This window comes from Azospirillum brasilense (genome assembly GCF_001315015.1).
GTDB classification, from domain to species: Bacteria; Pseudomonadota; Alphaproteobacteria; order Azospirillales; family Azospirillaceae; genus Azospirillum; species Azospirillum brasilense.
This window is the reverse complement of sequence record NZ_CP012915.1, coordinates 362,259-381,670: the sequence shown is the minus strand read 5'-3', so window position 1 is coordinate 381,670 and position 19,412 is coordinate 362,259. Positions and strand designations below refer to the sequence as shown.

Here is a 19,412-nt window from a genome sequence, read left to right as displayed (position 1 = left end):
GTTCAATTGGCGTTGGCTCGGTCCGAAGTTGGTGGCCTCCGTGCTGGCGAAGACCGTGCGAGCATCCTTGTAGGACATAACCCGCTGCGCGATTCGCCCTATCAGCGCCGATGCATCGGCGGATAATGGCCCCGGATCTGTATTTCCTGGCGCATGGACGTTAGGGCTACGGGCTGTATTAGCGCCGTACGTGACGGGCGCGAAAGATCTGCTAATCTCCCACTCCGACCGAACATGGAACATCCCTGACAGGGAGCAAGCTTCAAGGTGGTTAGAAACCATAGGAATGATTTTCCAGCACACGCACTATGTGCGACCAACGGATCGATGATGGTTGCCAGCACAGCCTGTGGCACCGAAGGGGCTGTCCGCAATCCTCCTGCATCGGCCCGCCAATCAGCATCGTCCGCGCCAAACTCACCATTGGCTGCGCTGTTAGCGGACTTGTCCAACTTGCAGATCCATGAAGCATTCGACTTTGTATCGGACACCTTGAGCAAAGTGTATATAGAATGGCCAGAGCTTGCTTCTCAGGAAGCCAAGACGATTGCGCTCAAGAGAAAAGTTAAAAAGCTGCGCTGGTCTTCGTTGAACATCCATGATTACAAGGACAATGCGATTGACTTTAATAAAGCGTACTATCCAAAAAATCTATCAAAGTGCGCGGTGGTAGCTTCAGCTCTGCAATTGCTACATTCAGAGGTGGTTTACGATGTTGGCGGAGGTGCCGGTCCATTTGGCACGATGTGGAAGCACTATCACCCAGATAGCAAAGTCATAGTAGTAGATAGATCAATCGAACAAGAGTCAATTGGAAAAAAAATATCGAGCATCATTGGAATCAACATTGATTATGAGCACGGTGACGCTAGCAACTACTTTACAGAAGAAAAAACACGCGGAATAAGGATTTTTTCATATTTTCTGTGTGAGCAAATGCCTGAATTCGCTAGCATAAGATGGGATACTCTTATCGGAGAGTGCGGAATTTTTGTCGATTATGGAGAAGTTTTAGGAGCTCTCAGAAATATACCAAAGTCATTTAGTGTGAACTATGCGTCAGCCAGCGTAAAGGTTCCCAATAGCCTTGTGAGTTTTGTGGGAGATAAACAGCTAGATGTCAATGTTGCAGTGGTTCAGAGGAGATGATCTTCTTACCCGTTATTTTTGTGCATGGAGGGCGCACGATGAAGACGCGATCTTAAGGCTGTTCACTCCCGACGCTACCTACCACGTGCTAAATAAGAGGAGAGTCTATCGTGGTCTAGGAGATATTTCGAGCTACTGGAAACGAAACTCGTGCCGACAGAAGTCTCTCCACGTGACGTGGTATACCATACTTCGCTCTCGCTGGGTAAGAGTATGCTGGTTTCGCGCGGATTTCATAGACACGGAAGAGCGAGAGCACAATCTTGTCCGCGGACTCATGTGTCTAGAGGGATGTAGCCGCGTAAAGAGGCTATCGGAGTTCTATATTAAATCCACCGACGGAGCAGAGGAAACATGTTAGAACTCTTAAAAAGGGGCTTAGTTTGGTCCATCAATATCATCTGCGTGATAGCCGTGGTAGTAGCCATTGCTATGTTATTTCTACTTCTTGACGCGCGCGGGGCTTTTTCCCAAACTGTTCCAACATCAAGTTACTGGATCCCCTTCCTCAATGCGTGGCTAGACAGCACCACCGGCATAAAGGGCACGCCCAGAACAAGCGGCGAGTATCTTTCAGCGATAGATCAACTGCTGAATGTATGTTTCGCCGTCATTACCGTTGCAGGAATAATTCTAACTGTGTTTGGTGTTATCCGGGTCAGGAAGCCGGAAAATAGCGGAATATCATTGGTTCCACTTTATTTCTGGCGAAATGAAATCAAGCTTATGGCTTCATACTACAAGGGGGCAAGAAGCGTCCGAGTTTATTCCGGAGACTTTAGTTGGCTTATGAAAAACGATAGCATTAGCTGGATAGACCGCGCCTATAACTTTGTTTCTGGCGCGAACATACAAAAGACTACTCGCGAACTTTGTAGAAAAGGGGCGATAAATTTTGTTAGCTACAAGGCTGAGAATCAGGTCAGAGAGGCCCTTGGACAGCTATTTTCGGATTATTCAGCAAGTTTCGCATATAGCAGCTCTCTGCGCGCACACTTCTCGTTCATCGAATATCCTGAGCACAGAGTCTTTCTCTACCTGATCAAAGGGAGACAGAACCCGAATGCGTCATCAGCTCCTCCGAGAAGAATGCTCATTATCCGCGAGACCGATGAAACCAGAACCCTCTTCCAAGTCCTTCAACAAGTCAAATAGCGGTCAAGACTTTTGTGGAGTTCGGTAAACATGAACGGGCGCACTGGAGTTGCTGTTTGCGGTGTTTCTGGGTGCGGAAAAACAACCGCAAGCAAATTTCTCGCCGACACAACCAGAGGACTCGTTTCTGCCGGATCAGTCGTGCGTGAATATTGCATGACAAATGGATTTGCGACAGACCGCCCAACTCTTCAAAAAGTAGGAAGCGAATTAGCTCACCTCGAAGGAGGTGAGCTGTTTGCTAATATGCTCGCACGAAAGTCGTTTCTCGATAAAGAAGTCGTTTTCGATGGCATCCGTCGCCTTCCAATCTTGCATAAATTGAGAAAAAGCTTTGACGCATTCTATATCATCTACATCCATTGCTCCCCCCAAATCCTTGATGAGCGCCTCGCGCGCAGACGCGATCTCTATATACGCTCGTTTAATGATATTCTGACGACGCCTATCGAAAGAGATGCTCTTGACATTAGGAAGGCAGCAGATATTGAAATAGTCAACGACGGAATTTTAACAGAACTAGAAAAGGTCATCATGAATAACGTTGCGCCTGTTTTGTTCCGCTGACTGTTCAGTAGTTATAGTTTCCAATTTACATTCAAGGCATAAGATTTCTCCTGATCGAACACCCCATTCGATGTCCGCTCTTCTATCAACTGAAAGGATTTTTTGAGGGTTCAGGGATTATGTTGCTCTGCCGCGGGCTATTACCTAAACGGCAGAGCGCGGCATGCCCATGCAATCGCTGATGCGGACGATAGTGCGCATGAAGCCTTGATGCTTGTCGGTTTATAACGCTATCACGGGCTGCTTGGCCGATCGCAACCTGCCACCAGTTACGCACTGGCACCACCTCGACGATTCGGCGACAGGCCCAACCAATATACTTGAACCGCTATGCATCCGGTGAATCGCTCCAATTCCGGCAGCACATGTCTCCGGGTTCAAGGAAGATTTGTGTCATGGCTATACGGACGTCCACGCCGACAACAGCAGCGGCGAAGGGAAAGCGCCCGGCCGGCAGCTCGAGCCGCTTGCGGCCGTCCGCAAGGTGCCCCTGCATCGCGTCGCCCTGGAGCTTGGGTTTCGCGAGTACGTCGCCGAAAGGCGGCGCAAGGGCGACACGATGCTCTGGCCCGAGCTGGCGCCCGGTGGTATCGCACAACAATACGGCTTTATTTTCGGCAAATGGTTTGCCCGCTACCGGGAGGCCATCGGGATAGAGGGGGTGGACTTCCACACCTTCCGGCACAACGCCATCACGGCGTTGGTCCGGGCAAAAGCTCACCCGGACATCATCAACCAACTGGATGGGCATGAAGTGCCTGGAGAGCGGGGCCGGTACAACAAGGGTGCGGACTTGTCGGACCTGACGGCAGCTGTAGACACGATCATCTACCCTGACATTGACGCTCTTCTGCTACCCCAAACCCATTGCAAAGCGAAGGTTATCTAGGAAAGGGTTAGCTCCATTTTTCTACGGGGATGCCATAATGGACGACCAGCAAATCAAAGGCAAGTCACAAGAAGAAAAAAAACATACCCGCGTTGAGACAGAACATATAAAGACCGCAAAGTCTATTGGGTTTGGATTGTCCAATATCGTTGCTGTAATTTTGTCCCTAATTGGCTCAATAGCTTCGACATTTACAAGCAAATCACTGAATGGAGCTTTTAATTTTGAGCTGCCGCATTTGCATTGGATTGTTTTAGTGGTTGCGCTCAACATAATCTACGTGGCCGCCTCCTACGCGGTCGTGGCGTTTACCGATAAGGGCGGCTTTCTCGCCCTCATATTCCGCATCCCTTCGTGGGTCGAACTGCGCAATTTCGGCGACCAGCGGGTTGCCCGGATCTCGTACGTAGCCATGGCGGCAATACCCATTGCAGCATATTTCATCGTAGAGAACCCGCTTCAGCTTGAGTTGCTTCGTGGAGCGAAGCTGCCACTCAATACGAAGATTTCCTTCTTCATCGCATTCTTCCTGTCGCTCGCCCTCCTGACGTTCGCCGTTGGGTGTCCGAAGGAGTTCAATCGCAAGCCTGCCTTCGAGGGCGCGAAGACGGTCAATGTTGTGCTAACCTCTGTAGAGCGGAGCGTCGTCAATGTCCGCGAAGACCTGGAGTTCTTCGACGCGGACCTAGATGCATCGAAGCTTGGACTGCGGGGATTTTGCTGGCTGTTCTATACCTTGGGATTGGTACTATCGGTCATTTTACTAATTCGTGCTGCCCTGTTCGTGCTGAAAGCCTGACGTGAGTCCACTGTTTCGGGGGCGCCGCGGTGGGTGACGGTGAAGACGGACCTGACGAGAGAGTCGACCACAACAGCAGCGCACTCGAGCAAATTCCGTGCCAACGAATCAATCTTACTTTTTCATGCATAAGCGGTCCCATGTGCAAGAAATCCCTTGTGCAAGCCCATGTGCAAAGGCAGACTCACGGTATCGGAGCTGAACGCCTGAGATCGGAGTCGCCACCATGACTAGCACCCGCGTCGTCGCCTATGTCCGGGTCAGCTCGACCGACCAAGCTGACAACGGCCATTCCCTCGCCACGCAGCGGGAAAAGGTCGAGCTGTACGCTCGGCTCCATAGCCTGGAGCTGGTGGAGATCATCGAAGACGCGGGTGTGTCGGCGAAGACCCTGGAGCGGCCCGGCCTCACCCGCGCCCTCGCCATGCTTGACGCCGGCGAGGCGACGGCCCTCTTGGTCCCGAAGCTCGACCGTCTCACCCGCTCCGTCCGCGACCTTGGTGAGCTGATTGACCGCTACTTCGCCGAGGGCAAGAAGGCCGCGCTATTGTCTGTCGCCGACAGCATCGACACCCGGTCCGCCGCCGGCCGGCTCGTTCTCAATGTGCTGGCGAGCGTGTCGCAATGGGAGCGGGAAGCCATCGCCGAACGCACCCGCGACACCATGCGGTCGATGAAGGCGCAGGGGAAGGTCGTAAGCCGCCCTACCCTCGGCTTTGATACCGTTGACGGGCGACTGGTGGAGAACGCCGACGAAAAGGCGCTGATCGCCCGCATTTGCGCCATGCACACCAAGGGCGCCAGCTACAACGCCATCGCCGGCCGACTGAACGCAGAGGGCGTGCCGACCAAACGCGGGGGACAGTGGCAGCCCACGACGGTGCGCAACCTGATCCTGCGCTCAGCCTGAAAGACGGAGGGCGCGGCCTGTCCGACCGCGCCCCGTATTGCCATGTTGACCCGGCCCGTTGACTAGGCGGTCGTCAACCCCTCGAAGGCCACGCCATCGACGCTCAGCAACTCCGCGCCGGCCATCGACTGCACGCCCTCTTGGAGCCGCAACGAGAAGAATTCGACGCGCTCAGTGAGGGATAGATCATCCAAGCTCACGTCCCGCACCCGGATCACATATTCGGCCATAGCTGTATGACTCCTCGTCGCGATGCTGCGCCAAAGAGGTACATCTTTCGCCATGCCATCATCAAGAGAAATTTACATCAATTGCGCCATGTTTGATTTACTAAGCGCTTACTTATTAAAGGAAGTGCTTATTTGTCCTTCGAGCACGCCAGCAGGACCAAAAAAAACGGACCCCGCGGCGCGCTGATCCCCTCCCCCCATTGTGCGACGCGCGGAATCGGTCAACGTACGGCGCCGCACCAGCCGGTTGCACGCCCGCCCAACAGCGCGCTTGTCGTATTTGGCTCGAATGAGATAGGGTACAAATGGAAATGGCGGCCTTGCCGGGCCGCCATCGTCCGCGCAGCGGTGCAACGCTGCGACACCACCCGTCGATGATGTTATCGCGGATTCTACCGCCTGGACTGTTGTCGCACAAGTTCCCTGCGCTCCCCCTAACCGCGGAGAGCGTATAGCCATGCCTACGAAGACCCCCGGCGCCCCGGCCGGACCGAAGCACCTTCACGACCGGCCGATGGACCGCAAGTCCAAGGAGGCGCTGTGGAAGCGCTTCCTCGATGTCGCCAAACCGACGCCGGCCGAGAGGCACGTCCTCTCCATGCTGATGTTCCACTATCACAGCAACGAGACCGGCCAGTGCAATCCGTCGCAGGAAACCGTCGCCGAGATCACCGGCTATACCGAGAAGTTCGTCAGCCGGACACTCACCGCCTATCGCTGGTTCGTCCGCAGTCACCGAATGCCGACCGTCGCTGGCAAGGGTGGGGGCAACCGCTACAACTTCGCCCCGGAATCCGATTGGCCGAATACGGCGCTGGCGCGCCAGTCGCGGCCCCGCACATCACCGACCAATCCCACCGGCCGGTTGGCTTGCGACGACCCGATCAACGCCACCGGCCGAGGGGGTACCAACCCCATCGGCGGGGGCGACCAACCCCACCGGCCGGTGGGGTCAAGAAGTAAGGAAGAAGGAAGAAAGAACGAATCTTCTGACGAAGATTCGAGCGGCGAGGCGCCCGCTGCGCGGGCGACATCGCCGGGCGGCTTCGCGCCCGGCGATGGGAAGGTTTCACGACCGGAGGAAGGGAAGGGAAATCCGCCGGCCTCGAAAGACGGGAACCATCCCGCCGGCCCGAACTTGAGTGCGGCTGCGCCGCACCCGGCCTCTCTCTCGTTGGCGCCGCCCGCCCCGGCCCGGCCGGACCTTCAGCAGTTCGTTGCATCCCTCGCCGGGTTGCCGGCCGACCATCCGGCCGCTCCCAAGCGCGACTTTCTCGCCGGCGTCTTGAATCTCCATAATACCGATCTCGTCAATCAAGATGCTTGGCACAACAAGATAAATGAATTTGGCACCGACAAATTCTATGAAGCGGCAAGAATGATCGCCTAATATAAGTAAACATACACGTCTATCTGGCCGTGATTTGACTTAACGCAAGTCACGGCCTAGGATCTTATCCAGCGTTATAGCCCTGGAGAAGATCGTGTTTTTCGTTCACAGCCCCATCATCGGCACCATCGACCATCATCATTTCTTCGAATCCCCCTTCATCGCCGGTATCGGCTTGCACCCCGCCACGTCGTCGCAGATCTCGGCGTGGAAGGTCCGTGTCTCCGCCACCGAGAGCCTGACGCCGGCCGAGGCGACCGCTGCCTTGACGCGCATGGTCCGCGATGCCATCGCCGAGCTGACCACCTTCCGCGACGACCATGCGCGCCGCGTCGGCGACCTCCGGCCGCTCGTTGCCGACGCGGCGAAGCTCGCCGACGCGCCGCTGGACATGGCGAACGACCGCGCTACGGTCAGCGCCTACGTCGAGCAGGCCCGCACGCTCGCCGCGCAGATGCCGCCGGCCTCCCGCGCCATTCAAAACGCCGACCAGCTCGCACGCTGGATCGACCGCACCGAATTCCTGGACCGCACCCCGATCCAGGGGGCCTTGGACGCCATGGAGAAGGCCGTCGCCGGCATCGACAAGAGCCGTTCCCAGGCCGAGAAGTTCGCTGCGGACCTCCAGGCGGCGCTGGTCCGCATGGACGATCCCGCGACCGCTCAGCGCCTCGCCGGCCTCAAGCTCCAGCGTGATCTCTGCCGCGTCCTGCCGGACATGGCCGCCGAGTTCGCCGAGGCACAGGCCGCCGCCCTGGCCGCCGTCGCCCGCATGAGCACCATCGCCGACAAGCTCAAGGGGTTGGCAGCGTGACCGGGCGGTATCTCAACCCGGTGGAACGGGCGGGAATCCGTTTCCTCCGCGCGGAATTCGGCTTCATCCGGGCCGACATCATCGCCGCCATCTTCGGGCGGACCCGTCAGCAGGTTTCCAACATCGCCGCCGGCATCATCGTGGGCGGGACTGCCGGCGCGCAGGATGCGGCGTTGCGCCGCTTGTTCGAAGCGGATCACGGCGGCCCCCTCACGGACAAGATGTGGAAGGGCGTGCGTCAGCTCGCCGAAGCCGAAGCGCTGTTGCGGCTCAAGGCCGCCCTGCCCGATCCCGAACCCTACCCGGAGCTTGACCGCATGATGGGCGAGCTGACGGCGAGTCTGAAGCTGTAGGAGATGACCGACATGCTGTCGAAATCCGACCAGACGGAGTTGGAGGCGCTGAAGGCGCGCCTGGAAGCCGCCCTCGCCGGGGGCGACGACGTGTTGACCGAGGCTGAAATTGATCGCCTTGGCGAACTCCGCGCCCGCGAGCGGGCGCGCATCCTCGCCATCGCGCAGCAGCGCCAGCAGCGCGAGGCCGTGCGCGGGGTGGACCGCATCAAGCTCGCGCTCCAGCGCGCGCAGCGCCGGGCGTAGAGGGCCGGACGGTGGCGTTCCGCGACATCCCGGACGAAGACCTCCAGGCGTTCGCCGAGGGCCGGAAGTCCCTCGATGACCTCGCCGCGACGGCGGGCGTCAGCAAGCAGGCTGTTTCGCAAGCGCTCCGACGCCGTGGGATTCGCCGTGGTGCGTCCGTCGCCTCGCCGGCCCCCTCGGCACCCGCCGCGTCTCAGACTGCATTCAGCGGCCTCCCTGCGGCCTCGGCGGCGGCGCCAACCCCGGAGACCTTCGCTGACATGGTTCGAGCGGAGTTGGTCAACCTCGCCGCGCTGGCGATCATTGAGGGCGGCAAGCTCCTGCGCGGCGAGAAGGCCGCCGTTGGCGCCAGCGCCCTGAAGGCCATCGTCGCCGCCGCCACGATGGCGCGCGCCGAACTTGAGGCCGTTGGCATCATCGACGAAGCCACCGACGAACTGGAGCGCTTCGATATACGCATCATGTCGCAAGCCGAGGCCGACGCGCACCAGGACGCCCTGGACGCTGAGGACGCCGACTCGGACGTGGAGGTGTTCAACACGACCGAAGACCAGGGCAATGAGGACACGCCGGCCCCGACTCCGCCACCCGACCTGGAGGCCCTGCGCATGAAGCTCGCCGGCATCGCTGAGATGCGCGGCGCGGCGGGATTGCGGGCGCTGGCCGTCCAGCACGGGGCACCGGCCGGCCGGACCGCCGAGGCATTGACCGCCGGTCTTCTCGACCACGCTGCCCGCCACCCCGACGTGGCGAAGGCCATTCGGGGCGCCGCTTGATCAACATCGCCGCGAAGCTCGAATTGTCGCGCTTGTCGACCGAGTTGATCACAAAACAAGAAGGCCGGGCAATGCCGCCCGGCCTTCTTTGCATTCCGACAAGGTCATCAGTTATTCAGCGGCCAACACCAACTCTTCCGCACGCGCGTAGAGCCGTGCCTCGCGCCCTCGCCACTCAGGGGATAGGATAATTTCCCGTTCATCCCGGCTATCCGTATAATACAGCACCTCATCTTTCCGCACGTCGAGCGCATAGATGGCGCCGTCCTTGGCGGCGTACCTGCCAGCGTTGGCGAACTTCATCGCTTCATCAGCGTCGAGTGACCACGCGGTGCCGCGAACCATCTTCGTATCGCCGTTGTAGTTCGTGCCGCGATAGACGGTGAACGTTTCCGGCAACCCGCCCCAAACGCCCATGTCCTCGGAGCGTATCAAGGACTTGCCGTGTCTGCGTATCGCGTCCTGGATGCGCATGTTCATCACGGAGAAGGCGAGATACCACGTCGCCCACCCCCGGCCCTTACCGTCGACCATGGCGCACAATGCGAACGCCGCCATCGCCCGGTTGGCGCCGTCGAGATCATATTGGTCGATGGTGCCATAGCGGTACTGGAGCGCGTCCAGGCGACGGCGCCACGCCTGGACGGCGGCGTCAACCTCATCGCCGTTGCGCCAGATGAAATCGTCGGCCCGGTCCAGCACCGCATCGGCCGGATCGGTGACGCGGGCGGAGTTCAGGAACTCGGCGAATTGTTCATGCCGCTTCACCGTTCGGACGAAGGTGCGCGGGGTAAATGCGGCCTTCATTGCATCTCTCCACAAAAGAATGGCGGGGCATGAAGCCCCGCCCTTTGATCACTTCGCGTTCTCGACCGCGCGGAACACGTCCACGACACCTTTGACGAACCCCACCACGAAGGGTTCGCTGGGATTACCCGTCTCGACGTGGTCGCACCAGAAGTTGCGAATGTCATTCCCGTCGATGTAGTCGCCCGGTTCATCCTTCAAACCGGCCATTGCGACATCGGCCATGGTGTAGAAATCGACCTCATCCAGCATCGCGATGGCACGGAGATGGCAGTATTCGGCGTTTTCCTGCGCCCAATCGGCTCCAGCTCTACGCCCTTTCTCAAACTGACCGGCCCGATAACCCTCTTTGGACTTCTGCAATCTCTCCATGTTCGCTGGCAATACCTTCGGGAATTCAGCTTCGTTCGCCTGATCGGTCATGTTCAGCATCTCCGTGAGTACGCATATGCAGCTGCAACGCACATTGACATCACCGCGTTGTCACTACATAGTTAGCACTAACGAGGTCGCCGGACGCCGTCAAGCCAATTTATGGCGTTGTCACTACATTTTTTCCACGACAGAGGGGCAGATGTATATCCGAAAGAAAGATGCGAAGGGAAAGACCTATTACTCCGTTGTAAGATCAGAACGGGATAAATTTGGCCGAGTAAAACAGATAAATATTGTGTCATTAGGAACACACAACAATCTTCCCGATGCAATTTTTCACACTGAAGGAGAGCTTATCGCTTCGTATAAGCTTGGAGATGAGTTTCGCGAAAAGCTAATGGAAATATTCGGGCCACCACCATTCCCGGATTTTCCCGAATGGCCGAAATGGGCACTGAATGCTTTTAAAAAAATACGCAATAGAACAAACGAACTTCATGAAGCAACAATACTGATGAAACAATGCGCTCAAAAAATGAACATAAAATACGAAAGTAATCCGGATTTTATTATGTATCTATATGGTAGCTTTAATAATGTCTATGTCGCTAAGGAAGGGCTTACTGAGAGCGAGATCGAAAGGGTCGTAACCAAACTCAACGAACCTATCGAGCCGGACGACGAATGACCAACGTGAACCAGGGGGGCGGGGCATCAAAAACGCCCCGCCCCTCGTTTGTGCGCCACCACATGAGCGCCACCTAATACAACACGCAAACCTATTGATTTCCGCTCCGAATCGGCTAGTGTTGCTCCATTGCCGCAGTCCACGGCAACAGTCCACGCGGAAATTCATCCACAGCCTAAGCGGTTGATATAAAAGGGTGTTTGGCGAAATGGGTTCGAGCCCTGCAACCGGCACCGCTTCGTATGCTGACCTATAAGCACCGGCTCCCAATACAAAGCGCTTGGCTTTATGAACTTGTCCAGCAATAGCGGAAGAGCTCTTCCTCCATTGCTAAATCGGCGAGTGCGCTGGTTGGAAGCCTCGCGACCGCAGGGCCTCGTATAGCTGCGCCGGCCCCATAAGAATGTCACGCAGCCCGTTGCGCACCTTGTCGGAGTCGAGCGCCTGCTTGCTCATGGTGGTGTGGGCGACCAGCGTGTCCATGATCGCGTTCAGCAACTCGTTCGAGAGGTCGGGTGAGTTGGTGAACTGCTCCTTGGTGTTGTTGGCCGCCTGTTCGACCAGGATCTCCGACTCCAGCAGCTTTCCCTTGAGCACGCTGTTCACGTAGATCAGCTTGTCGTCGTCGCTCAGCTCGCCCTCGAACAGGCCGTTCACCTTCTCGATGATCTCGCTGAGCCGCGCCTTTTCCTTGTCGTGGACCTCGCCGCTGCCGGGCTCGGACATTGGCACCAACTTGGGGCTATCGCCATCGCCAAGCGGCAGGGTGCGCTTGCCCCGGTTCCGCAGGCTGTGGTGTGTCAGCGTCACCGCTGTCAGGTCGACGCCGTCGCGCTCCCGGCCGAACGCCAGCAGGGGCAGCAGGCGCTTGTAGAAGATCGCCCGCTTCTCGATGGCCGTGTTGCCGTAGTCGAAGATCTGCGACAGGAAGGCATACACGCGCAGGAAGGCGCCCAGATTGCGCTTAAACAGGACCATGGCGCTGATCTCGTCCTGCGCCTCCTTCTCAGTCCGGGAATCATTGGACGCCCGCGCGACCGCGACCGTCTCCTTCATGATCTTGTAGCGCTTCAGCAGCCGGTCGGCCACGGGCTCCAGGGCGGCGGCCAACTGGGACTGGGTCGCGTTCGCGTTCATCTCCACGTCCACCACCCGGTCCACCTCGTGGTCGTCGTAGTAGCCGGCGTCGTCCAGCTTGGCGCGCAGGTCGTAGACGAGGTTGGGATCGGTGACGCCGGCCAACTCGGCCGTGTCGTGGTAGGTTTTGAAGGCCGCCAGGATCTCCTCGGGATCGTTCACGAAATCCAAGACGTAGGTGGTGTCCTTGCCGGGGTGCGCCCGGTTCAGGCGCGACAGCGTCTGCACCGCCTGGATACCGGCCAGCCGCTTGTCGACGTACATGCCGCAGAGCAGGGGCTGGTCGAACCCGGTCTGGAACTTGTTCGCCACCAGCAGGATTTGGTACTCGCCCGTCGCGAACGCCTCGCGGATGTCGCGGCCGTTGAGATTGGGGTTCAGCACCCTGCTGGTTTCCGTGAGGGGATCCGGGCTGGACTCCTCGTCCTTCACCTCGCCGGAAAAGGCGACCAAGGCGCCGATCTTGTAGCCTTGGACCTTGATGTACTTCTCAATGGCAAGCTGCCAGCGCACAGCCTCCTTGCGGCTGGCGACCACCACCATGGCCTTGGCCTGCCCGTTCAAGAGCGGCGCGACATTCTCGCGGAAATGCTCCACGATCACTTGGACCTTCTGGCTGATGTTGTAGGGGTGCAGGCGCACCCAGCCCAGAATGCCCTTCATGGCCTCGCTGCGCTCAACCTCCGCCTCGTCCCACTCGCGGCCGTTGCTGGCTAGCCGGAAGGCCAGCTTGTACGGGGTGTAGTTCTTCAGCACGTCGAGGATGAAACCTTCCTCGATGGCTTGGCGCATGGAGTAGACGTGGAACGGCGCTGGCAAGTTGCCTTTCCCGGCCGGCTTGTCCGGGTCCGGGCGCCGGCCGAACAGTTCCATCGTCTTCGCTTTGGGCGTCGCGGTGAAGGCGATGTAGGTGATGCCGGCATCGTTGGCCCGCGCCGCCATCTGCGCGGCCAGGAGGTCCTCCGTGCCGATCTCTCCGCCGTCCGACAGCTCCGCCAGTTCCTCGACCGACAGCACCTGCTTCAGCTTGGACGCCGCCTCGCCGGTTTGGGAGCTGTGCGCCTCGTCGGCGATGACAGCGAAGCGCTTGCCCTCCGTCGCGGCCAGTTCTCGCACGGCCTTCAGCGCGAAGGGGAAGGTCTGGATGGTGCAGACGACGATCTTCTTTCCGCCGGACAGCGCCTTGGCCAACTCGCCGCTCTTGCTCTGGTTCTCGCCGGTGATCGTTGCGACGACGCCGGTGGTGCGCTCGAAGCTGAAGATCGCTTCCTGAAGTTGGGCGTCCAACACCGTGCGGTCGCTGACCACCAGCACCGAATCGAACAGCTTGCGGTGGGCGTCGTCGTGCAGGTCGGCCAGGAAGTGGGAGGACCACGCGATGGAGTTGGTCTTGCCCGACCCGGCCGAGTGCTGGATGAGGTACTTCTGCCCCGGCCCCTCCGCTAGGACGGCCCGCATCAGCCGGCGCGTGGCGTCGAGCTGGTGGTAGCGGGGGAAGATGATGGCGGTGATCCGCTTCTTGCCGTCGCGCTTGGCGACGACGTAGCGGCCCAGGATTTCCAGCCAGCTCTCCCGTGCCCAGACCTCCTCCCATAGGTAGGCCGTGCGGTGCCCGTGGGGGTTGGGCGGGTTGCCGGCCCCGCCCTCGTCGCCCTTGTCGAATGGCAGGAAGGTGGTATCGCTGCCCAGCAGCTTCGTCGTCATGCGGACGCGGGAGTTGCTGACGGCGAAGTGAACCAGCGCTCCGCGCGGGAAATCCAGCAGCGGTTCGGCCGTCCCCTGGCCCTTGGGCCGCGGGTTGCGGTCGAAGCGGTACTGATCGACGGCGTCCTCAACGCTCTGGGTGAAGTCGCTCTTCAGTTCCGCCGTCGCCACCGGGATACCGTTGAGGAAGAGCACCAGATCGATGGCATTCTCGCTGTGCTGGGAGTAGCGCACCTGCCGCACCACCCTCAGCCGGTTGGCGGCGTAGCGGGCTTGCAGCTCCGGGTTCATCGCCAGGGCGGGCCTGAACTGGGCCAGGGCCAAGGGCTGGCGCAGGCCCAGCAGCTCCACCCCGGCGCGCAGCACGTCCAGAGTGCCCCGGTCGTCCATCTGCTTGCGGATGCGGTCGAGCAGGACCGTGCCAGCCGAGGCGCCGTGGCTCTTGGTCAGAGCCTCCCAGGCTTTGGGCTGGGTTTCCTGCATCCAGGCCAGGACATCGGCCGGGAACAACGCCCGCTGCCGGTCGTAGGCCGCCGCGTCGCTCTGGTCGCACAGCCAGCCCTGTGCCGCCAGATGGCCGCAGATGTCGTTCTCGAACTCGACTTCCTTGTGCAGGGTCATGCCAGCTCCAGCACCTTCGCGGGTTGCTCGTCTTCCACCAGCGCCCGCACGTCGATTTTGCCGGTGACGGCGGCGGAGATCAGGGCTGAGCGGCGTTCTTTGAGGAGGTTAATGGCGCGTTGGGCTTCGGCAGTCATAGATCCGAGTTTACCGATGGAGCTATCTAGGCAGTTGAGGAGGGCTTCCTGTTCAGAGCGCGGTGGGAGCGCCAAGACAAGATTGGCGACCGTATCCGTATTCATTCCGGACAAAATTGCCCCGCGCTTGCCCACATTGATTTGCGTCTCAACGTATAGAGCGTCGACAAACAACAATGTAAGGAACTTTGGCAGAACTATCCCGCCGTTAACCCTGACTCGGATGGTATCAGAATCAATTATGCCAGGCGATATGCCGCCGTGTACCAATGCTGCATGACCAAGACTGCCCTTCCTTGTCAGCACAATGTCTCCAGGAGAAAGCTTATAGCTAATTAAATCTCTGAATCGCTCACCATTAATCCATCTTGTTCCGATTTCGAAGTTGCCGGAGATTGTGTTTTGCTGCCCATAGACCTTAAATCCTGTATTTTCTGACTCTAGGTCTAGGAGCATTCCACCAAAGGGTCCCATTTGAAGCCCCTCTGGGCCAGCTATCGTGAATTTTAGGCGCTTCACCTCCCAATGCGCGGGCACCGCGCCAAGCCACTCGATCCCGCTATCCTTCATTGGCACGGTGGGGTCGAGGCCCTTGGTAACGGCGTGGGAGATAACGGCCTGACGCTTTTCTCTCAGCAGCTCGATCAACTTCTCCTGCTCGGCCACCAGCGCGTCGATTTTGCCGGTTTCTCGGTCGAGGAAGGCAACAATGGAAGATTGTTCATGGAGTGGGGGCGCAGCAACGGGGAGCGATGTCCACGCGTCCATTCGCAACGCCTTCGTGCCGTGACCAGCTTCGTCCAATCGTCGCAAAGACTCCTCAGCGGTCCCGCGCAGATACCATGCCACGAAATCGGGAAGGACATTCGCTTTGGCGACGATCCCCTTCAAGTCTTGATTAATTGCCATGCGTGTGCGCGTCACGGTCACGGGGAAAGTCCGCGCCAAGATCATGCCACGCACGACAATCAGGACCGCCCCGACGTCCAACAAAGTGGCCGCACCTTGCTCGACGGCGTAGCCCGTTAAATGGTCTTCGGTGTCGGAAAGGAAATCAACCTTCATGTCCTTGGCGGACACCCAGGGAATTTCTCCTCCCCAGTATTCTTCATTTTCTTTGCTAGGTGTGCCGCCGCTGAAGAAGCGGGCCATATATTTCACAGGAGTCGTGCGCCAGTGCTTAGGCACCTCGCCCAGCCACTCGATTCTGCTTTCCTTGTATTCGGCGTAGCGTGGATAGCTCATTCCTCGCTCCCGGTTGGATCGACGGCGTCAATGCGCTCCTGTTGCCATTGTGAGTAGGTCTTACTAGTCCCTTTTACCCGCCATGTCGTCCGCCCGTTGTCATTCCGGTCTAGGATTACGGCGGATGCTGCACTTGGACTGCGGAAAGCCCGATCCCGCGTGAACTGGAGATAATCACCTTGCACTTTCAGGGTGCCGTCGTTCTTAAGCGTGTCCCGCAGTGCGCGATAGCTGTTCCAGGAATCCGAGCCGTCTCCGCGTGCCCAAGACCCTTCCAACACAACGAACTCGCCGTCGATCTCCCGCGCTTCTGCCCGCAGTTCATGTTTCTGGCTGACCAGTTCGAAGACGGGTGCCGCGACCGGCATAGAGGTCGGCGTGTCGGTCTCTGGATGGGCGGCGGCAACGGAGACGCGCGGCGGTTCGCGCAGGAATTCCAGCCCCAACACCGGCAGAACGGTTCGGACCTGTTCGATAAAGAACTCCATGTCGGCGATGTCTGCTTCGGGCAGCAGGCCGTAATCAGGAGCCGTGCCATTCACCAACTTGGCGCGCCCTGCCTGACCGGCGATGGCGATCAGGCGGCTTTCCAGATAGCGGGCGTGCGCCTTAGTCAGATTGTGGTCCTTGCTCGTAACTACGCAGGCGCGATCCCAAAACGCCTTGTCTTCGTCCCTGTTGTGCTGGGCAAGGCGCTTGCCGACGTTGTCGGTCTCACCGACGTAGACCAGAGAGGACAGCGTTCCCTCTGGGTCGTCCCCGGCGAGGAAATAGACGCCGGTGCGTCCGGCCTCCGACCGTCGCAGCAGATCAGGAAGCCGTGATCGGGGTGCAACCATGACATGGCCAGTCCAATTTACGATCTCGGCCGTGATGATCCCACCCGGCACGCCGTCAGCCAGGAACAGGCGGATGGAACGCCCCAAGGTCATCCCATCACCTCGCTCAGCATCGTTTGTATCCGGCCAACGACCTGCTTCAGTTCCACGTCGATCACCTCCAGCGAGCGCGGCGGGGTGAACACGTAGAAGTGTCGGTTGAAGGGGATCTCGTAGCCGATCTTGGTCTTGTCGTGGTCGATCCAGGCGTCCGAGGCGTGGGGCAGCACCTCGCGCTTGAAGTAGGCGTCCACGTCCTCGTTCAGCGGCACGTTCTCGGTGTCGCGCAGCTTGGCGTCGGCCTGCGGCTTGCCCTTCTGCTTGCCGCGCGTGCCCAGCACGATCTTGCCGGCCTCGTCGCGCTCGGGCCGCTCCACCGTGATGGTGCGGTAACCGAAGTCGCTGTTGCGGAAGATGCGGCTGATGGGCTTGCCGTCCTGCTCGGCCTCGACGAACTGGCCGAACAGGCGGGTGATCTCGTCGATGTGGGCGTCGGACAGCTCCTTGCGCTTGCTGCCCAGGCTCTTGCGCATCTTCTGCCACATACTGCCGGCGTCAATGAGCTGCACCTTGCCCTTGCGGTGCTCTGGCTTCCGGTTGCTGAGGATCCACACGTAGGTGCTGATGCCGGTGTTGTAGAACATGTCCGTGGGCAGGCCGACGATGGCCTCCAGCAGGTCGTTTTCCAGCACGTAGCGGCGGATTTCGCTCTCGCCGCTGCCCGCCCCGCCGGTGAACAGCGGGGAGCCGTTCAAGACGATGCCGAAGCGGCTGCCGCCCTCTGACGACGGGCGCATCTTGCTGATGAGGTGCAGCAGGAACAGCATGGAGCCGTCCGACACGCGCGGCAGGCCGGGGCCGAAGCGGCCGTTGTAGCCCTGGGTCTCGTGCTCCTTGCGGACATCCTTCTCCACCTTCTTCCATTCCACGCCGAAGGGCGGGTTGGACAGCATGTAGTCGAAGCGCTTGTGCGGGTGTCCGTCGTCAGACAGCGTGTTGCCGAAGACGATGTTGGCCACGTCCTGCCCCTTGATGAGCATGTCCGCCTTGCAGATGGCGTAGGACTCGGGGTTCAGTTCCTGGCCGAAGACGGTCAGGCGGGCCTTGCGGTTGTGCTCCGCCAGATACTCGCCAGCGATGGACAGCATGCCGCCGGTACCGGCCGTCGGGTCATAGATGGTGCGGACCACGCCCGGCTTGGACAGTGCCTCGTCATCCTCGATGAACAGCAGGTTCACCATGAGACGGATGACCTCGCGCGGGGTGAAGTGCTCACCGGCCGTCTCGTTCGACAGTTCGGCGAACTTGCGGATCAGCTCCTCGAACACCAGCCCCATCTGGTAGTTGTCCACCGCGTGGGGGTGAAGGTCGACTTGGGTGAACTTCTCCACCACCTGATAGAGCAGCCCGGCTTTGGCCAGTCGCTCTACCTGGGCGTGGAACTCGAACCGCTCGAAGATGTCCCGCACGGCCGGGGAGAAGGCGGCGACGTAGCTGAACAGGTTCTCGCGGATGTGGTCCTGATCGCCCATCAACGTCTTCAGGTCGAGCGGCGACGTGTTGAAGAAGCTCTGCCCGGCCTTGCGCAGCAGGAACGGCTCCGGGTTGATGCCGAGCTTCTTCTTCTCCTCGAACTCCGCCAGGACCGCGACCTTCGTCGGGGCCAGCACACAGTCGAGCCGCCTCAGCACCGTGAGCGGCAGGATCACCCGCCCGTATTCCGACTGCTTGTAGTCGCCGCGGAGAAGGTCGGCGACCGACCAGACGAATGCGGATAAGGCTTGCTGATTCATGACGTTGGCGTTCCTGCGCTTCCCTCCGGTTGCGCTTCAAGAAGCGCAGCCGACGGTAGGCTAGGCGATATACCACCAATGAGTCACTTGGGTTGTTGATCGTGCGCGTTATGTCGCTTGCCAGAGCAACATACGCCAGTATGTTTCTTATTTGGAGGACCAACCTTGGTTGTTTGCTACCAGCACATTCGGCGTGGCTGGATTTTAAGTGTCGCGTAGCCGTTGCCCTTCACATCTGACGACGAGGGACGGAAATCCGCGAGTTGGGTCGCTGCTCACCGCCGGCGGCAGACGGAAGGAGAATGCGGGTACGTTGTGGCCATTGACGAGGTCGCGACGTGGGGCCACAATCATTCCCAAGCCGACCGCACAGACCGGCTAAGCTGTTGATCTACAACAGGACTGGCGGAGCAACGTCAGGCTCCTGGCGCCCCAGCCAACCCAACCCACTGGTTTTGTTCTTGTTTTTGGGTTGGTTGGGGTTCCTTTCCGTGTGCACCAGACTGTGCACACATGGTAATCGAACCCGTTGGAAATCCTCACTTTCCAATTTTGTACGAAAATTTCCGGTGCACACCATGTGCACACGGATGAGCCCGATTTGTGCGCATCTAGGCTTGGCCGGCAACGCTGAGCGACTCGGACGCTCAGCTGTCCGGCAGGCGAATCAATACCCCGCTGGCCAGCTCTCCCACCAACTTCTCCAGCCCTTCGGCGTAGCCGATGATCTCGGTGCGGTTCCCGTCGAG

Annotated in this window: 20 protein-coding genes; 13 read left to right on the top strand and 7 right to left on the bottom strand. The window is 59.2% G+C overall.

All coding sequences use genetic code 11. From position 1 onward, the window contains the following. The first annotated feature begins 327 nt into the window (after positions 1 to 327). The 7 genes from AMK58_RS30545 (at position 328) to AMK58_RS15430 (ending at position 5,469) form a co-directional block, all read left to right on the top strand. Complete coding sequence (locus AMK58_RS30545; RefSeq protein WP_137165201.1) at positions 328 to 1,149, top strand: class I SAM-dependent methyltransferase; 822 nt, start codon at positions 328 to 330, stop codon at positions 1,147 to 1,149. Then, positions 1,118 to 1,510, top strand: a complete 393-nt coding sequence (locus AMK58_RS31970; RefSeq protein WP_079285354.1) for a nuclear transport factor 2 family protein — start codon at positions 1,118 to 1,120, stop codon at positions 1,508 to 1,510. The genes AMK58_RS30545 and AMK58_RS31970 overlap by 32 nt, the downstream gene beginning before the upstream one ends. Continuing rightward, entirely contained in the window at positions 1,504 to 2,304 is an 801-nt protein-coding gene (locus AMK58_RS30540) for a hypothetical protein (RefSeq protein ID WP_137165202.1), read from the top strand. The genes AMK58_RS31970 and AMK58_RS30540 overlap by 7 nt, the downstream gene beginning before the upstream one ends. A 30-nt stretch (positions 2,305 to 2,334) precedes the next feature. Further along, entirely contained in the window at positions 2,335 to 2,871 is a 537-nt protein-coding gene (locus AMK58_RS29615) for an AAA family ATPase (RefSeq protein WP_079285353.1), read from the top strand. Positions 2,872 to 3,259: 388 nt separating this feature from the next. After that, positions 3,260 to 3,760 (top strand): site-specific integrase, encoded by a 501-nt coding sequence (locus AMK58_RS15440; RefSeq protein WP_035675775.1) that lies wholly within the window; start codon positions 3,260 to 3,262, stop codon positions 3,758 to 3,760. A gap of 37 nt (positions 3,761 to 3,797) precedes the next feature. Further along, entirely contained in the window at positions 3,798 to 4,559 is a 762-nt protein-coding gene (locus AMK58_RS15435) for a hypothetical protein (RefSeq protein WP_137165203.1), read from the top strand. A gap of 226 nt (positions 4,560 to 4,785) precedes the next feature. Further along, a complete protein-coding gene (locus AMK58_RS15430) occupies positions 4,786 to 5,469 on the top strand; it encodes a recombinase family protein (RefSeq protein ID WP_035675771.1) in 684 nt (227 codons plus the stop codon). A 62-nt stretch (positions 5,470 to 5,531) separates the two neighbouring features. Here the strand turns inward: AMK58_RS15430 and AMK58_RS30535 are convergent, their stop codons facing one another. Then, a complete protein-coding gene (locus AMK58_RS30535) occupies positions 5,532 to 5,699 on the bottom strand; it encodes a hypothetical protein (RefSeq protein WP_155903515.1) in 168 nt (55 codons plus the stop codon). Between the two features lie 457 nt (positions 5,700 to 6,156). Here AMK58_RS30535 and AMK58_RS15425 point away from each other — a divergent pair, with 457 nt between their 5' ends. The 5 genes from AMK58_RS15425 to AMK58_RS15405 all read left to right on the top strand — a co-directional run bounded on the left by AMK58_RS15425 (position 6,157) and on the right by AMK58_RS15405 (position 9,278). Continuing rightward, positions 6,157 to 7,089, top strand: coding sequence for a helix-turn-helix domain-containing protein (locus AMK58_RS15425; protein WP_059399160.1), 933 nt, complete (start codon positions 6,157 to 6,159; stop codon positions 7,087 to 7,089). A gap of 94 nt (positions 7,090 to 7,183) precedes the next feature. Beyond that, entirely contained in the window at positions 7,184 to 7,903 is a 720-nt protein-coding gene (locus AMK58_RS15420; protein ID WP_059399159.1) for a hypothetical protein, read from the top strand. Continuing rightward, positions 7,900 to 8,256, top strand: coding sequence for a hypothetical protein (locus tag AMK58_RS15415; protein ID WP_035675766.1), 357 nt, complete (start codon positions 7,900 to 7,902; stop codon positions 8,254 to 8,256). The genes AMK58_RS15420 and AMK58_RS15415 overlap by 4 nt, the downstream gene beginning before the upstream one ends. A 12-nt stretch (positions 8,257 to 8,268) precedes the next feature. Continuing rightward, the gene (locus tag AMK58_RS15410) at positions 8,269 to 8,502 is read left to right on the top strand and encodes a hypothetical protein (RefSeq protein WP_137165204.1); all 234 of its coding nucleotides are present in this window, start codon (positions 8,269 to 8,271) and stop codon (positions 8,500 to 8,502) included. A 260-nt stretch (positions 8,503 to 8,762) separates the two neighbouring features. Further along, a complete protein-coding gene (locus AMK58_RS15405; RefSeq protein ID WP_145611146.1) occupies positions 8,763 to 9,278 on the top strand; it encodes a hypothetical protein in 516 nt (171 codons plus the stop codon). A 111-nt stretch (positions 9,279 to 9,389) separates the two neighbouring features. On the opposite strand, the gene AMK58_RS15400 is transcribed toward AMK58_RS15405, so the two are convergent. Together AMK58_RS15400 and AMK58_RS30530 are read right to left on the bottom strand one after the other, a co-directional pair. Next, positions 9,390 to 10,085, bottom strand: a complete 696-nt coding sequence (locus tag AMK58_RS15400; protein ID WP_035675761.1) for a hypothetical protein — start codon at positions 10,083 to 10,085, stop codon at positions 9,390 to 9,392. A 48-nt stretch (positions 10,086 to 10,133) separates the two neighbouring features. Next, on the bottom strand, positions 10,134 to 10,508 hold the full coding sequence (locus AMK58_RS30530; RefSeq protein WP_137165205.1) for a hypothetical protein: 375 nt from the start codon (positions 10,506 to 10,508) through the stop codon (positions 10,134 to 10,136). A gap of 25 nt (positions 10,509 to 10,533) precedes the next feature. Between AMK58_RS30530 and AMK58_RS30525 the strand changes: the two genes are divergently transcribed. Next, positions 10,534 to 11,148 carry a hypothetical protein gene (locus AMK58_RS30525; RefSeq protein WP_137165206.1) on the top strand — a complete coding sequence of 205 codons (615 nt, stop codon included), beginning with the start codon at positions 10,534 to 10,536 and terminating at the stop codon, positions 11,146 to 11,148. Between the two features lie 330 nt (positions 11,149 to 11,478). On the opposite strand, the gene AMK58_RS15390 is transcribed toward AMK58_RS30525, so the two are convergent. The 4 genes from AMK58_RS15390 to AMK58_RS15375 are packed head-to-tail and all read right to left on the bottom strand — an operon-like array spanning position 11,479 to position 18,663. After that, positions 11,479 to 14,610 carry a type I restriction endonuclease subunit R gene (locus tag AMK58_RS15390; RefSeq protein ID WP_035675758.1) on the bottom strand — a complete coding sequence of 1,044 codons (3,132 nt, stop codon included), beginning with the start codon at positions 14,608 to 14,610 and terminating at the stop codon, positions 11,479 to 11,481. Next, positions 14,607 to 15,992 carry a restriction endonuclease subunit S gene (locus AMK58_RS15385; RefSeq protein WP_035675757.1) on the bottom strand — a complete coding sequence of 462 codons (1,386 nt, stop codon included), beginning with the start codon at positions 15,990 to 15,992 and terminating at the stop codon, positions 14,607 to 14,609. The genes AMK58_RS15390 and AMK58_RS15385 overlap by 4 nt, the downstream gene beginning before the upstream one ends. Next, complete coding sequence (locus AMK58_RS15380) at positions 15,989 to 16,924, bottom strand: GIY-YIG nuclease family protein (protein ID WP_035675755.1); 936 nt, start codon at positions 16,922 to 16,924, stop codon at positions 15,989 to 15,991. Before AMK58_RS15380 ends, AMK58_RS15385 begins: the two co-directional genes overlap by 4 nt. Beyond that, on the bottom strand, positions 16,921 to 18,663 hold the full coding sequence (locus AMK58_RS15375) for a type I restriction-modification system subunit M (protein WP_035675754.1): 1,743 nt from the start codon (positions 18,661 to 18,663) through the stop codon (positions 16,921 to 16,923). The genes AMK58_RS15380 and AMK58_RS15375 overlap by 4 nt, the downstream gene beginning before the upstream one ends. Between the last annotated feature and the right edge of the window lie 749 nt (positions 18,664 to 19,412).

Coding starts and splice junctions, on each gene's coding strand:
- AMK58_RS30535 (WP_155903515.1), bottom strand. CDS start 5,699: ATGGCCGAATATGTGATCCGGGTGCGGGACGTGAGCTTGGATGATCTA.
- AMK58_RS30540 (WP_137165202.1), top strand. CDS start 1,504: ATGTTAGAACTCTTAAAAAGGGGCTTAGTTTGGTCCATCAATATCATC.
- AMK58_RS30525 (WP_137165206.1), top strand. CDS start 10,534: ATGCAGCTGCAACGCACATTGACATCACCGCGTTGTCACTACATAGTT.
- AMK58_RS30530 (WP_137165205.1), bottom strand. CDS start 10,508: ATGACCGATCAGGCGAACGAAGCTGAATTCCCGAAGGTATTGCCAGCG.
- AMK58_RS30545 (WP_137165201.1), top strand. CDS start 328: ATGATGGTTGCCAGCACAGCCTGTGGCACCGAAGGGGCTGTCCGCAAT.
- AMK58_RS15390 (WP_035675758.1), bottom strand. CDS start 14,610: ATGACCCTGCACAAGGAAGTCGAGTTCGAGAACGACATCTGCGGCCAT.
- AMK58_RS29615 (WP_079285353.1), top strand. CDS start 2,335: ATGAACGGGCGCACTGGAGTTGCTGTTTGCGGTGTTTCTGGGTGCGGA.
- AMK58_RS31970 (WP_079285354.1), top strand. CDS start 1,118: ATGTCAATGTTGCAGTGGTTCAGAGGAGATGATCTTCTTACCCGTTAT.
- AMK58_RS15425 (WP_059399160.1), top strand. CDS start 6,157: ATGCCTACGAAGACCCCCGGCGCCCCGGCCGGACCGAAGCACCTTCAC.
- AMK58_RS15375 (WP_035675754.1), bottom strand. CDS start 18,663: ATGAATCAGCAAGCCTTATCCGCATTCGTCTGGTCGGTCGCCGACCTT.
- AMK58_RS15405 (WP_145611146.1), top strand. CDS start 8,763: ATGGTTCGAGCGGAGTTGGTCAACCTCGCCGCGCTGGCGATCATTGAG.
- AMK58_RS15385 (WP_035675757.1), bottom strand. CDS start 15,992: ATGAGCTATCCACGCTACGCCGAATACAAGGAAAGCAGAATCGAGTGG.
- AMK58_RS15435 (WP_137165203.1), top strand. CDS start 3,798: ATGGACGACCAGCAAATCAAAGGCAAGTCACAAGAAGAAAAAAAACAT.
- AMK58_RS15410 (WP_137165204.1), top strand. CDS start 8,269: ATGCTGTCGAAATCCGACCAGACGGAGTTGGAGGCGCTGAAGGCGCGC.
- AMK58_RS15400 (WP_035675761.1), bottom strand. CDS start 10,085: ATGAAGGCCGCATTTACCCCGCGCACCTTCGTCCGAACGGTGAAGCGG.
- AMK58_RS15430 (WP_035675771.1), top strand. CDS start 4,786: ATGACTAGCACCCGCGTCGTCGCCTATGTCCGGGTCAGCTCGACCGAC.
- AMK58_RS15380 (WP_035675755.1), bottom strand. CDS start 16,924: ATGACCTTGGGGCGTTCCATCCGCCTGTTCCTGGCTGACGGCGTGCCG.